Raw genomic sequence first — 14582 nt, 5'->3', positions numbered from 1 at the left:
TCAAAAGTCAATTTTGTTCTATCATCAAATTGGTATGAAATAACTGGCGCAATAACATAACGGTCATTGTGCTCAAACGGACGATGAGATCCTTTCTTTTGTGCTGCTCCATTAAATCTATAAAGCAATTTTCCTTTTTTATCTAATTTTCCGTCAAGATCGACACTCACTCTATAAAAATCATAACTTCCGCCAAGAACGCTTACTTCGCCTTTTGTAACTCCTGTCGGTTTTTTAGTCACCACATTATACAATCCGCTTGGATCACCACTTGAAAGCATAAAACCAGCTGGTCCTTTTACAAACTCAATATGATCTACAAAACTCATATCTTCAGTTAATGGTCCCCAGAAAGAAGAAACTACATTAAATCCGTTTCTAAAAGCTTGAATTTGAGAACCTCTCATTGTAATATTGGTATACAAATCTCCCCAATGCTCCAAACGAACGGCACCACTCACATTTCGGATTACACCGTCGCTCATACTCGTAATTTGCTGATCTTTTAAGGTTTGACCGCTTACAATTTGTATGTTTTGAGGGATTTCTAAAACTGGCGTTTGAAGGCGTAATGACAATGAAGGCTTATCTTGCTTGTATTTATTCTTTTTAATCACCACTTCATCAAGATCTTCCTGACTTTCTGAAAGAGAAAAATTCTTAGTTGTTACTTGTTTTGAATTAACTACGATTTTATCCTCAATAGGCTGAATTCCTACTCCATTTAATACGATAGTATAAGTTCCTGGTTTTACATTTTTAATTTCGTAATGTCCTGAAACAGTCGTAATATCTGAATATTTTGTTCCTTTTAAAGCTACAGCAATATTTTCTGCAGGTTTATTGCCACTCAAAGAAACTTTCCCGTTTACAGTTCCAAGCTGTTGTGCCATCATATTTAATGAGCTCAAAAGCAGCACAAAAAAGTAAACTTTTGGATTAAAAATTATTTTCATTTGGTTTTGATTTTAAATTGAGCGACAAAAGTATGTGCTAATCTCAACTTTTCCAAATTATTTTTATCCATTCTAAATAAATACAACAAAATAAAGAAGATCAGTAGAAATAATTCTAAAAACTTTAATTCTCAGTTATTTCCTGATAATATTAATCTGCATTAAGTACCAAACCAAAATCTATTTTTATCTTTATATTTCGAAATTTCACAAACCCAAACAAATAACTTCCTGATATGAAATCAAATACCATAAGAAAAGTTGCCATTGTCGGCTATAACAGAATTCCTTTTGCAAGAGCTAATACAGCCTATTCTAATGTGGGAAATAAAGAAATGATGACCACAGCACTCAATGGTCTTATTGATAAATACAATCTAAAAGGAAAGTTATTAGGCGAGGTTGCGGGAGGTGCAGTAATTAAACATACTTACGACAACAATTTAATTCGAGAATGTGTAATGCAAACCAGTCTAGATCCTGCAACTCCAGCATGCGATTTACAGCAGGCTTGCGATACCGGAATTGAAAGCGCTATTTATATTGCCAATAAAATTGCACTTGGGCAAATTGATTCTGGAATTGCTGGAGGTGTAGATTCGATCAGTGATATGCCGATTGCAGTAAGCGAAAAACTAAGAAAAATTCTTTTAGAAGCAAGACAAGCAAAATCATTAGGTTCAAAAATAAAAACGTTTCTAAAACTTCGTCCAAAAGATTTATCCCCATTAGTTCCGAGAAATGAAGAATCTCAAACAGGACTTTCTATGGGCGGACATACTGAGATTACAGCAAAATATTATAAAATATCTAGAGAAGACCAAGATGAGTTTGCTTTAAGAAGTCATTTGAATATGGCAAAAGCCTATGATGAAGGTTTTTTTGATGATATGATTACTCCTTTTAACGGATTAGAAAAGGATAATAATCTTAGAAGAGACAGTACAATTGAAAAACTAGCAAAATTAAGACCAGCCTTTGATAAAGTAAATGGTACTTTGACTGCAGGAAATTCAACACCTTTAACAGATGGAGCTTCTTGTATTCTTCTGGCTAGCGAAGAATGGGCGAAAGAGCAAGGGCTTCCTATTTTAGCTTACATAGCTTTTGCAGAAATTGCAGCAATTGAGTACGTTAAAAATCAACAAAATCTTCTGTTAGCGCCTTTATTTGCTGCTTCAAGAATGTTGGAAAAAGCTGAATTAAATCTTCAGGATTTCGATTATTATGAAATTCACGAAGCTTTTGCTGCTCAAACTTTAGCAACTTTAAAAATCTGGGAAAGCCCAGAACTAAGTGCCCAAATAGGTTTAAAGAAAACTTTAGGCGCTATTGACCGAAATAAACTAAATGCAAAAGGAAGCAGTTTAGCAGCCGCTCACCCTTTTGCTGCAACTGGAGGACGAATTATTGGCGTAATGGCAAAACTGCTTAACGAAAAAGGTTCTGGAAGAGGCTTAATTTCTATCTGCGCCGCAGGTGGTCAAGGAGTTACCATGATAATCGAGAAATAATTTTTCAAAAATATTTCAATTCAATTTTATAAATCTGCTGAATCTGCTAAATCTGCGGGAGTAATTTTTGCTCGCAGATTTAGCAGATTTTTTTTATTTAAAATTTCCCTAAAAGATTTAAATATATAACTGCTAAAAGTTTTTGTTTCACGCAGATTTAGCAGATTCAGCAGATTTTTTTATTAGAATCTGCAATAATCTGCTTAAATCTTTTTTAATCTGCGTGAAAAATGTAAACATGTAACTCTACTTAAAATTCTTTTTTTGCTTAAACATATTCATACAAAAACTACTAAATATCAATATTTTATACTAAATTTAGTTTTCTATTTAAGCTTTTGTATCAATTCATTTTAAACCACTAAAAATGATGGAATCAAAAATACCCGAAGGTCCTCTTGCTGATAAATGGAGTCTTTACAAGTCTAAAGCCAAATTGGTCAATCCTGCAAACCGAAAAAAACTAAATATTATAGTAGTCGGGACGGGTCTTGCGGGCGCTTCGTGCGCGGCTTCTCTTGCTGAACAAGGATACAATATAAAATCTTTCTGCTTTCAGGATTCTCCACGACGCGCACATTCTGTTGCCGCTCAAGGCGGCGTAAATGCTGCCAAAAACTACAAAAATGATGGCGATAGCACTTATAGAATGTTTTATGATACTATAAAAGGTGGCGATTTTAGATCTCGTGAAGCCAATGTTTATCGTTTAGCCGAATGTTCTGCTCATCTTATTGACCATGCAGTTGCACAAGGGGTTCCTTTTGCAAGAGAATATGCGGGATATTTAAACAATAGATCTTTTGGAGGTGTTCAGGTTTCTCGAACTTTTTATGCTAGAGGCCAAACCGGACAACAGCTTTTATTGGGCGCTTATCAGGCCTTAGAACGTCAAGCATCTTTAGGAAAAGTTGATTTGTATACTCGTCACGAAATGCTTGAACTCGTTGTTATTGATGGCAAAGCCAAAGGAATAATTGCTCGAAATCTTGAAACAGGAATTTTAGAACGTCATGCCGCCGATGCTGTCGTTTTGGCCTCTGGAGGTTACGGAAAAGTATATTATTTGTCTACTTTGGCAATGGGTTGCAATAGCTCTGCACTTTGGAGGGCGCACAAAAAAGGCGCTTATATGGCAGGCGTAAGCTGGATTCAGTTTCACCCTACTTCACTTCCACAACATGGTGAAAACCAGTCAAAACTGACTTTAATGTCGGAATCGCTTCGAAATGACGGGCGTATCTGGGTTCCTAAAAAAGCCGCAGATGAACGAACTGCAAATGCCATTCCCGAAGAAGAACGCGATTATTACTTAGAACGCCGTTATCCTTCATTTGGAAATCTAGCGCCAAGAGATATTTCGTCAAGAGCGGCAAAAGAAAGAATTGATGCCGGTCATGGCGTTGGACCTATGAAAAATGCGATTTATCTCGATTTCTCGGATGCCATTAAAGCGCAGGGAAAAGATAAAATCGAAGCCAAATACAGCAATCTTTTTGCCATGTACGAAAAAATTACAGGCATAAACGCTTATAAAGAACCAATGCTGATTTCACCCTCAGCACATTTCACAATGGGCGGACTTTGGGTTGATTATGAACTTATGACTACTATTCCTGGTCTATTTGCTTTGGGCGAAGCCAATTTTGCCGATCATGGTGCTAATCGCTTAGGTGCAAATTCGCTGCTACAAGCTTGTGTTGATGGCTATTTTATTGCGCCATATACGATCCCAAATTATTTGGCAAGCGAATTAAATTTACACAAACCAGATATTTCGCATCCAGCTTTTGAAGAAGCTGAAAATACTGTAAGAAGACAGTTAGATCGTTTTTTACACACCAACGGAACACTTTCTGCAGATTATTTCCATAAAAAAATCGGACGTCTTTTGTATGAAAAATGCGGTCTTTCGCGAAGCAGACAAAAATTGGAAGAAGCCTTAATCGAAATTCGAGAACTTAAAACTTCTTTTGAAAAAGATCTCAGAATTACAGGCGATAACACTTTAAATAGCGAACTAGAAAAAGCTGGACGAATAGCCGATTATATAGAATTAGCTGAATTAATGTGCTACGACGCTTTACAGCGCGAAGAATCCTGCGGTGCACACTTTAGAGAAGAATATCAAACCGCCGACGGAGAAGCTGTCCGCAACGATGATGAATTCTGCTACGTTTCTGCCTGGGAATGGAAAGGTTTAAATAACGAACCAGAACTTCACAAAGAACCTCTAACCTTTGAATCAGTAGAACTTGCAGTGAGAAGCTATAAATAAATGGTGAATATTAATTGTGAATTATTAATTCACAATACTCATTCATAATTAACAATTCATAATTAACAATTATCTATGAAACTTTATCTAAAAATATGGCGCCAATTTAATTCTTCAACTAAAGGAGAAATGACAGATTACGAAATTGATGGAGTATCTGAGCATATGTCATTTCTGGAAATGTTAGATCTTTTAAATGAATCGCTTATCCAGCAAGGTGAACGTGTTATTGAGTTTGATCACGACTGCCGTGAAGGAATCTGTGGTCAATGTGGTGTAATGATAAACGGACGCGCTCATGGTCCTTTAAAAAATACTACAACCTGTCAGCTTCATATGAGAAGTTTTAAGGATGGAGATACTATTTATATTGAACCTTTTCGCGCTAAAGCTTTTCCTGTTCTACGCGATTTAAAAATTGACCGAAAAGCATTTGATTCTATCATTGCTTCGGGAGGTTTTATTGGCGCTGCTACGGGGCAGGCGCCAGAAGCAAACAGTATTCCGATTTCGTATGAAACTGCAGAAGCCGCTTTTGATGCTGCTGCCTGTATTGGATGCGGAGCTTGTGTCGCTTCGTGCAAAAATGCTAGCGCCGCTTTGTTTGTTGGTGCCAAAATAACGCATTTAGCGCTTTTGCCCCAAGGAAAATTAGAAGCCCAAACACGTGCAGTTTCGATGGTAAAACAAATGGATGAAGAAGGTTTTGGAGCTTGTTCTGATACAAGAGCCTGCGAAATCGAATGTCCGCAGGGTATTTCGGTGCTTTCAATTGCTAAAATGAATTTAGAATATATGAAGGCTTTGACTTTTAGGAAGTAAGTTTTTTTTTGCCACAAAGACGCTAAGTCGCAAAGTTTTTCTTTTTTAAGTTTTAAAACTTTGCGTCTTTGCGAGATTAAAATATACTTTAATATATTGCGCTTATCCTTCGACTCCGCTCAGGAAGACAGACAACAATTTAACCATTTTTTGAATAAAAAACTTTGCTGCTCTGCGTCTTTGCGAGATTAAATATACTTTAAATACATTACGTTTATTCTTCGACTACGCTCAGGAAGACAGAAAACACTTTAACCATTTTTTGAATAAAAAACTTTGCGGCTCTGCGTCTTTGCGAGATAAAAAAACTTAGTGCCTTTGTGTCTTAGCGGCAAAAAACAAACTTAAACCGTAAAATAAGGTGTCAAGATATCTTCAAAATTATAAAGTCCTTTTTCTTTTCCTTTTAGATTTTCAGCCACAAAAATGACTCCGTTTCCGAAGGCTTCTCTCGAAATCGATTCGTGTATTAAACGTACGGTTTGAAAAGGGAAACCAAAAATAACCTCGTGTTTACCAACTATTCCTCCTGCCCTAACAACATTTATATTTTCTTTATCGACATCAAGTGCTTCAGCGATTTTTACTGCTGTTCCAGATGTTCCTTCTTTGGCTTTAAAATGCTCTTCGTTTACTTCAATATCAACCCAAGGAGCAATTTTCTTTAAAAATTTCGCTGCAAACAATAAATAGTTAACTCCCAACGTAATATTTGGTGACCAAAATACTGTTGTTTTATCTGATAGTTTCTTGAGTAATTTTAGTTCTTTTTCCTTGTAATGGGAAATTGCCGAAATAATTTTCACTTTATATTTTGCTGCTGTTTCTCCATAAGTATAAATTCCTTCGTTAGAAGAAAAATCGATAATGACATCTACCGGATGTTTTTCTAATAATTCTTCAACAGAAGTATGAGAACTAGAATAGATTAATCCGGGTTCATCTGACTGGATTCCAAAAAACTCAGGAACCGATCTGTGTTCCAAAACATTGCTTTGTCTTAAAACCCATTCAAGGCTGAATTTTTTATTTTCTAAAAGTATTGAAGCTACTGATTTTCCAGTTTTTCCGAATCCGATTAATCCTATTTTCATAAGCATTTATTTTTTTATGGGCGAAGCGTGCCCGGTTGAAAATATTGATATTGTAAAGTGGCCAATATCAATCCTAATTTTAATTTTTTAAGGCAGTTTTCGAACCGCCTGTTCATAAAAATAGGAAAATCATAACAGAATAACCAACAAAATCTTCATTTTATAACAATAAAAATAGTTATTAGTACGATTTAATTTGTTAATACAAGATACAAGCGCCATATAATACTCTTAAACGTTCTTTTAAATTATTCTATTTAAAATGTTAAAAAATGACTTTAAAAAAAAGATTTGATGATATACAAGTAAACATATTTTAACTAGATTTATGACCTGATATCCCCAAATTAATATCGTAAATAATGGCTTACAATAACAATGGATTACTTCGTTTTCTTGATGCTCAAAACAAATTGTATTTAACAGCTCTGGACGAAATCAAAAATGGCAAAAAAGAATCTCCTTGGATGTGGTTTATTTTTCCTCAGATAAAAGGAATGGGTTCGAGTGATACTTCTAAATTTTACGAAATCAAAAATGCTGATGAAGCAATTGCCTTTCTTGAGCATCCAATTCTAGGAAAACATCTTGTAGAAATTACCTCAGAACTTGTCAAAAAAGAAGAAAATGTTGCTGATATTTTCGAAAGTCTTGATATAGAAAAGCTTCAATCGTGTATGACTTTGTTTGCAAGTGTTCAAAACAGCGAACCAATTTTTCAGGAAGTCCTGCATAAATATTTCGATGGTTCATCTGATTTTCATACGCTGCAGCTATTATATAGCAATCTTTAAAATTTTAGAAATATAGTATTGACAGATAAGATAAATAAGTCTGTAAAGACCTTTTTAACAAGGCTTTAGTGTCTTTATTTTTGGATAAAGTTCATTTTAAAAAACTTAACAAACTTTAATGTAAAATAAACTGCCATTTTACTATTTTTGGCCAAATTTTTAGAAAAATCTCAACAAAACAATATTTGCACAAATTAAAATTAATGAAAAAACTACTTTTTATAAGCATTTTATTAGTCCTTGCAATTTATGTATTCAGAGAAACGGTTTATAAACCTTATCTATGGAAAGAAGCTATGGAAACTCCAGAGCATAAACTAAAACTAGGAAGTTTTGTTTTTAGCAAACAAAGAGATGAAAATGGAAATAGTGGAACAGCAAAAAAATATTTTGTTTTTAAAGTCACCGAAATAAATGGCGATTATGTACGTTTTTCGATAGTTCGCAAATTATCTGAAAAAGGAACTAACAAATCTTCTGATTTTTCAATGTCAAGAGAAACTTATAGAAGTTTTAAACGCAATATCAAAAAAGTTACAGTAACAGGAATTTTACGTGAAGATTTAAATAAAGAAGGAGGACATACTGCAAACGATTATCTTTTAAACAAATATCCTTCGTTAAAAAAATCACTTTACTATTACGAAGAGATTCCTAAAACTGAAGAAAACATTAATGAACCTAAAGAATATTTTAATCTCATTTATTCAAAAGAGAAAATCATCGAGAAGAGGAAACTCATCCCATATATTGTCTCAGACAATAATATTCCTGAACTAGCAAGGCATTTATCTCAAAGAGTATGTGTAATTCTAAATTAAACTAAGAACTCCCAATCGTTATAATTGGGAGTTTTTTTTTGAAAGTTTTCATCAAAAAGAATCTCTTTCTAAACCTATTCTGAATAATTTTTTGAGAAACAACTAATAATTTTATTTTATTTAGAATTAATATAAATAAACTTTTATATTTGCCGCTTTCTGAGCAAAATTGAGTGGTTCTTTAAACTTACCCTCTATTGCTTTTTTCAAAGTAAATTTCATTTAATGAACAATAATGCCCGTTTCGAATTAGATCTTTTTCTTTCCTTTAAGAAAGGCGACGAAACTGCATTTAAGTTTTTTTACGACAAATATTTTAGAAGAATCCAGTCTTTCAGCGTTCAGTTTATTTATGATCAAGACGAAGCTGAAAATCTTGCTCAGGAAGCCTTACTACATCTATGGCAAAATAAAGAAAACGTAGAATCTGTTAACGGAATTCAAGCTTTCTTATTTACGTATGCCAAATCAAAATGCTTGAATTTAATTCGTCATAATAAAGTGAAGGATAAATTCAAAAATGACCTCTTAAACCACAAAGAAAGAGAATTGGATATCGAAGTTTTAAATTCGATTCAGTTCGACACTTTAGAATTAACCGAATTAGAACGAATAATTCAGGAATCTATCAGCGAATTGCCTCCTAAAACTCGAGAAGTTTTCATTAAAAAACGTTTCGAGAATAAAAAAAATGCAGAAATCGCCGAAGAGTTGGGAGTTTCCCTAAAAGCTGTTGAAGCCCATATGACAAAGGCTTTGAAGATTTTAAAAACCAAATTATCTGATTATTTGTTCTTGATTTTTATCCTTATTTATAATAATTAAGAATAAAAGGTAGGGTATTTTAATTCTGAGGTGTACTTATAATGGCGAGAAGTTTTAAAAAGCATATATGATATCGGAAATAATAAATAAATACCTTTCTAACGAAGCTTCAGAGCAAGAAGTTCAGGCACTTTTTGATTGGATTGAAGCATCTGAAGAAAACAAACAGCAATTTTTAAAGACTAAGAAAATTTGGGCATTAAGCACACTTTCTTCCGATTTAACAATTGAAACTATTCCGGTCATTCAAATGAAACCGAAAAACAAAATCAGACAGTATTTACAATATGCTGCAGTATTTTTAGTATTTCTAGGTTTGGGTACGACTATTTATTTATTTAATGGTCAGCCAGAAACTCCAAAAGAAATTGTTCTAGAATTGGGCGACGGCCGTCTGGAATATTTCTCAGGAAAAAACCAGACTGCTCTTTTAAATGACAAAGGCGATTTGATTGCCAAAAAATTTCCGACCGAGATTGTTTACTTTGGCAAAGTTCAGGATCATAAAGTAATTTATAATACGCTTTCAATTCCGTACGGAAAACGTTTCAAACTTAAACTTTCAGATGGTACCGTTGTGAGTTTAAATTCTGGAACAACTTTACGCTATCCGGAGCAATTTGGCTTAAACGGAAATAGAAATGTTTACTTAACTGGTGAAGCATTTTTTGAAGTTGCCAAAGACAAAATGCATCCGTTTATTGTTCATGCAAATCAAGCAGATATCGAAGTTCTCGGGACAACATTTAATGTGAGCGCTTATCCTGAAAACCCTACAGTTAATAGTACATTAATTGAAGGAAGCATTCGAATGTCTGAAGCTGTTAATCCTTCTAACGCTATTTTGCTAGAGCCAAACCAAATGGCTACATGGCAAAATAATTCTAAAAAACTGGTCTTAAAAGAAGTCGATCCAGCCTTTTACGCTGCCTGGACAAAAGGCGAACTTGCTTTTAAAGACACTCCATTTTCTACAATCGCTAAAATTATTCAGCGTACTTATGATGTTGAAATTATCAACGAAAATTCTGATTTGGCCAAACAGAATTTTACGGGTACGATTAAAATCAGCGAATCTAGTGTCGAGAACATTTTAGACCTGCTAAAACGTGACACGCCTTTTAATTATTCTATTCAACAAAAAACCATTACAATCACCAATCCGCGATAAATAAACAAACATGACATTTACGATACAACCCGTTTTAAGAAAAATTCTGTTTTTCTTAGCCATTCTCATATCTGGATTTAAAGGATTTTCTCAGAATAAACTCATAAATATTCACGTAAAAAACAAACCTATAAGCCTAATTATCAAATCTATTGAGGAACAAAGTGATTTTAGAATCATTTATAATGCAAAAAAAATAGACACCGAGCAGTTGGCTGATTTAGATGTTAACGATGCTACTTTAGAAGTTGCTTTAAAGAAACTACTTAAAGGCACCGATATCTCCTACTACATTCAGAAAAAGCAAGTTTTATTAACCAACGCTGCTCCTGTTGACAGATCTAAATCTGCTGTTCAGGAAACAGAACGCATCATTAAAGGAACGGTTTACAGCGCAAAAGACAGACAGCCTCTTCCTGGTGCCACTATTCGTGTAAACGGAACTGGAATGGGCGCAATAACTGATGCAAATGGAAAATTTGCTTATGAACTAAAAGGCGATAATATTAAAGAACAAACTCTTGAAGTTGCTTATTTAGGAATGGAATCGCAATCGCAAATTGCTGGCTACAAAAAAGAATTTGTCTTTTATCTTCAAGAAGTTACAGACGAATTGGAGCAAGTTATTATTACTTCTTCATACGGAACTACTAAATTAAAAGAAGAAATTGTTGGAAGCATTTCGACTTTGCAAGCCAAAGATATTGCGGTGGAGCAAGCTTCTGAAAGTTTTGACAAAATGATCACGGGACAAATTGCTGGAGTTATGGTAGAAAATACTTCTGGTATTGGCGGTCCTGTAAAAATTAATATACGTGGTCAAGGTACATTATCTTCTTTAAGCGGAGCAATTTCTGGAACTTCATCGCAACCGCTTATTATTGTTGATGGTGTTGTAATGAGCGAAGAATATGCAATTGATAGCAGCTTGTTTAACGGAAGCGGTGATTTTTCAGAAAACCTAGCTAATCCTTTAATGAAAATTGCTCCAGAAAATATCGAAACCATTTCTGTTTTAAAAGATGCCGCTGCTGTAGGTATTTATGGTGCCGATGGAGCAAACGGAGTAATTTTAATTACAACTAAAAAGGGTAAAAAAGGAAAAACACAATTTGGCTTTTCAAATCAGCTTGGAGTTTCTTCTGCCGTTAATCAAATTAAATACTTAAACGGAGAACAATATACTGAACTACGAAATGAGTATATGAAAAATACCACTCCTGGTTATGTTCCTGTTTCTTATAACGGAATAAATACAGATTGGTTTAATATATTAAATAGATCAGGTATTTATAACAAATACAATTTTAATGTTTCGGGTTCGACATCTAAATTTTCATACCGCACTAATGTTAGTTATACAAAAATCGATGAACCGCAAATTGGAAACGAAACAAAACAATTAAACGCAGGAATTAATTTAGGTTACAGCTCTGGTAAATGGGATATTAATTTAATGCTTAATCCTAGTTTTGTACAAAAAGATGCGCCAAATATCTTTTATAATTTCGCTTATCTTCCTACTCTCGCAGTTTATAATGCCGATGGTTCTTATGCTGATTTGGGTGTAAGCGGCGCAACCAGAGGAAATCCTCTAGCTGCTATTGAGCAAAATAAAAACGAAGCGCAAACTTTTGGTCTCTTAGGAAGCTTCAATGTATCTTATAAACTTAATGATAACATTAAATTTTCTACTCTTTTTGGTCTGGATTATACTGATAAAGACCAAGATCGATACTTTTCTGCTGCAAATGAAAGCGGACAGTTTAACGGAACTTTTGTTTTGGATAAAATTACCTATCCAGCTTGGGGACGACGCGTTATAAATCAGCGAAATTCTACTAAATGGAACTGGCAAGGACAAGCTTTATTCAACAAAAAATTAAACGAAAGCAATGAAATTGATGGTGTAGTTGGTTTTGAACTTGCAGAAGATAAAGCCGATTTTAATTTTAAATCTGGAGTAGGTTTCTTAAATCCTGAACAGATTCATAGTGTTACAGATGCTATAAGAGATGACAATCCAGATACGCCCGCAGACGAATCTAAAGGCGGTCAAACTTACAAAAGTGAAATTAGCTATAACTCTAGAGTTTCTTTATTTTCTCAGATAAATTATAACTACAAAAAACGTTATTTTTTATTGGCCAACTACCGTCGCGACCAGAGTTCTGTTTTTGGAGATGATACTAATGTGGCTCATAATGGAGGTTTTGGTGCTGGATGGATTATTAGTAATGAAGACTTTTTAAAATCTAACTCTTGGATTGATTTTCTAAAATTAAAAGCCAGCTACGGTACAACCGGAAACTCTAAAATTGGTTCTTATAGATCTAAAGGTCTTTATAATATAAGCCAAAACGAATACAATGGTTCTATTGGAGCAACTACTGGAGCTTCGCCAAATGGCAAATTAAGCTGGGAAAAAAACACAAAATTCAATGCTGGATTTGATTTTAATGTTTTTAAAAGAGTAGAATTAACATTAGAATATTATTATGATGATAAAAGCAATTTAATTGCTGCGAGAGACATTCCTACAGAAAACGGTTATAATTCTATTCAATTAAATGCTGCTAGTATGTACAATAAAGGTTTTGAACTTACTACAAGAATCAAATGGATAAAAAGCAATGCTTTTAAATGGACAACAGCATTTAATATTTCTACAATAAGTAACAAAGTAACTCATTTAAAAAGTTTAGGAAGCGATTATTCTCAGGCCAATATTGCAATGGCACAGAAAGTAGGTTACAGTACAACAACATTATGGGGAATTAAATGGGCCGGCGTAGATCCTGCAACAGGTAGAGATCTTGTCGAAAAAAATGGTAAAATTTACGATGCTAAAACCTACGGCGAACTATATACCGTTGCAGACTGGGAACCTATTGGAGACAAAACAGCAGATGCTTATGGAGGTTTTTACAACACTTTTACTTTCTATAACAATCTTACTTTATCTGTTAGAGGCGATTATCAAATTGGTGGTGATTTACTGGCTTCAAGCATTCTTATCGATCAATATAATGTAACAACAAACAGAAATCTTTCTGTAAATGCTTACGATTATTGGAGAAACCCTGGAGATAATGTTTCCCAGTCAGCTGTAACGCTTTCGCCTATTCTTCCAAACTTAAGCAAGTATGTTTATGATGCTACTTATATCAGAATCAGCAATATTAATTTAAGTTATAATGTACCGCTGAAAAATACTTTTCTAGACGCTCTTTCTGTTTTTGCAGATGCTACAAATGTGGCGTATTGGTACAAAGAAAAGAGCCCAAAAGGAATGAACGGAGTACGTGAGTACAATTATATTTATCCGCAAGCTAGAACAATTTCGCTAGGAGTTAATGCTAAATTTTAAGAAAATGAAATATTCAAAATACCTCTCTATTTTTTTTCTAATGCTTTCATTACAAAGCTGTAGTGACTTTTTAGAACAGGAACCAGGAACACAAACATCTATAGATGAACTTTTAAAAAACAAAACAGGAGTTTTACAGGCTCTTACAGGCCTTTACTCTGAAGTTGACGGCAATCTGCGTCCAGAAATATATGCTGTATATGCTGATCTGCAAGGTGGCAATATAAAATTCACGCCTATTGCAACAGGAAGTCTTAAGGGACAAATCACCACACCATCATTAATTGAACAAGCCTATTCTTTTAATGATGTGGCAATTAGTAGTGATTATAAATCATTTTATGCTAGCAGTTACGATATAATAAATCAGGCTAATTTAATTTTAGAATATACTCCTAAATTAACAGATGCTACTATTGAAGAGAAAAATCAAATACAAGCGCAGGCTTTGGCAATAAGAGCTTACACACATTTTCTTTTATCTCTTGTTTATGGTCAGGATTATAAATATACTACCGATGCATCGCATTTAGGGGTTGTTTATAGCACCGAATCTATTAAATCTGGCATACAATACCCAATAAGAAAAACTATGGCAGAAACTTACGATTTAATTATCACCGATTTAAAAAATGCCATCGATAATTATTCAGGCGCTACAGTGCTTGCTGGTCCAGAATATTCTTTTTTTAACCAAAAAAATACAAAAGCATTATTGGCAAGAGTTTATCTTCAAAAAGGAGATTGGACAAATGCTTATGAAGTTGCAAATGATGTCATTACCAATTCTGGCGTTGTTTTAACCAGCAAAGAAAGCTTAATTTCAGAATGGGCAAAACCAGATCTTCCAATATCAGAAATTCTGCTTGAATTTACACCTAGAAAAGATGGCGAAGGAAATGTGTCATCATCTATGTCTCAAACTTTTGGTTATACT

At 34.1% G+C, this 14582-nt stretch carries 11 protein-coding genes; 9 read left to right on the top strand and 2 right to left on the bottom strand.

Going from position 1 to position 14582, the window contains the following annotated elements; genetic code table 11:
* Window positions 1–956: TonB-dependent receptor (locus B3J44_RS22330; RefSeq protein ID WP_286971521.1), on the bottom strand; the 956-nt coding region annotated here is incomplete at its 3' end.
* A 236-nt stretch (window positions 957–1192) separates the two neighbouring features.
* On the opposite strand from B3J44_RS22330, the gene B3J44_RS22325 reads away from it, so the two are divergent.
* The 3 genes from B3J44_RS22325 (at window position 1193) to B3J44_RS22315 (ending at window position 5570) form a co-directional block, all read left to right on the top strand.
* Window positions 1193–2470: an acetyl-CoA C-acetyltransferase gene (locus B3J44_RS22325; RefSeq protein ID WP_286971520.1), complete on the top strand. Its 1278-nt coding sequence runs from the start codon at window positions 1193–1195 to the stop codon at window positions 2468–2470.
* Between the two features lie 367 nt (window positions 2471–2837).
* On the top strand, window positions 2838–4748 hold the full coding sequence (locus B3J44_RS22320) for a fumarate reductase/succinate dehydrogenase flavoprotein subunit (protein ID WP_286971519.1): 1911 nt from the start codon (window positions 2838–2840) through the stop codon (window positions 4746–4748).
* 75 nt (window positions 4749–4823) lie between these two features.
* Window positions 4824–5570, top strand: a complete 747-nt coding sequence (locus tag B3J44_RS22315) for a succinate dehydrogenase/fumarate reductase iron-sulfur subunit (RefSeq protein WP_286971518.1) — start codon at window positions 4824–4826, stop codon at window positions 5568–5570.
* Between the two features lie 344 nt (window positions 5571–5914).
* Here B3J44_RS22315 and B3J44_RS22310 read toward each other — a convergent pair whose 3' ends face one another.
* Window positions 5915–6664: a 4-hydroxy-tetrahydrodipicolinate reductase gene (locus B3J44_RS22310; RefSeq protein ID WP_198855981.1), complete on the bottom strand. Its 750-nt coding sequence runs from the start codon at window positions 6662–6664 to the stop codon at window positions 5915–5917.
* A 362-nt stretch (window positions 6665–7026) separates the two neighbouring features.
* Here B3J44_RS22310 and B3J44_RS22305 point away from each other — a divergent pair, with 362 nt between their 5' ends.
* The 6 genes from B3J44_RS22305 to B3J44_RS22280 form a co-directional block, all read left to right on the top strand.
* A complete protein-coding gene (locus B3J44_RS22305; RefSeq protein ID WP_286971517.1) occupies window positions 7027–7458 on the top strand; it encodes a DUF1810 domain-containing protein in 432 nt (143 codons plus the stop codon).
* Between the two features lie 203 nt (window positions 7459–7661).
* Window positions 7662–8279 (top strand): hypothetical protein, encoded by a 618-nt coding sequence (locus tag B3J44_RS22300; protein ID WP_286971516.1) that lies wholly within the window; start codon window positions 7662–7664, stop codon window positions 8277–8279.
* Window positions 8280–8504: 225 nt separating this feature from the next.
* Window positions 8505–9104, top strand: coding sequence for an RNA polymerase sigma-70 factor (locus tag B3J44_RS22295; RefSeq protein ID WP_286971515.1), 600 nt, complete (start codon window positions 8505–8507; stop codon window positions 9102–9104).
* A gap of 67 nt (window positions 9105–9171) precedes the next feature.
* A complete protein-coding gene (locus tag B3J44_RS22290) occupies window positions 9172–10275 on the top strand; it encodes a FecR family protein (RefSeq protein WP_286971514.1) in 1104 nt (367 codons plus the stop codon).
* A 10-nt stretch (window positions 10276–10285) separates the two neighbouring features.
* Entirely contained in the window at window positions 10286–13645 is a 3360-nt protein-coding gene (locus B3J44_RS22285; RefSeq protein WP_286971513.1) for a SusC/RagA family TonB-linked outer membrane protein, read from the top strand.
* A 4-nt stretch (window positions 13646–13649) separates the two neighbouring features.
* Window positions 13650–14582 (top strand): RagB/SusD family nutrient uptake outer membrane protein (locus tag B3J44_RS22280; RefSeq protein WP_286971512.1); only part of this gene is annotated, 933 nt, incomplete at its 3' end.

The organism is Flavobacterium sp. UBA4854, from assembly GCF_002399805.1.
GTDB classification, from domain to species: Bacteria; Bacteroidota; Bacteroidia; order Flavobacteriales; family Flavobacteriaceae; genus Flavobacterium; species Flavobacterium ginsengisoli.
Note: the sequence above shows the minus strand (reverse complement) of the source record. Positions and strands in the feature narration are given on the sequence as shown.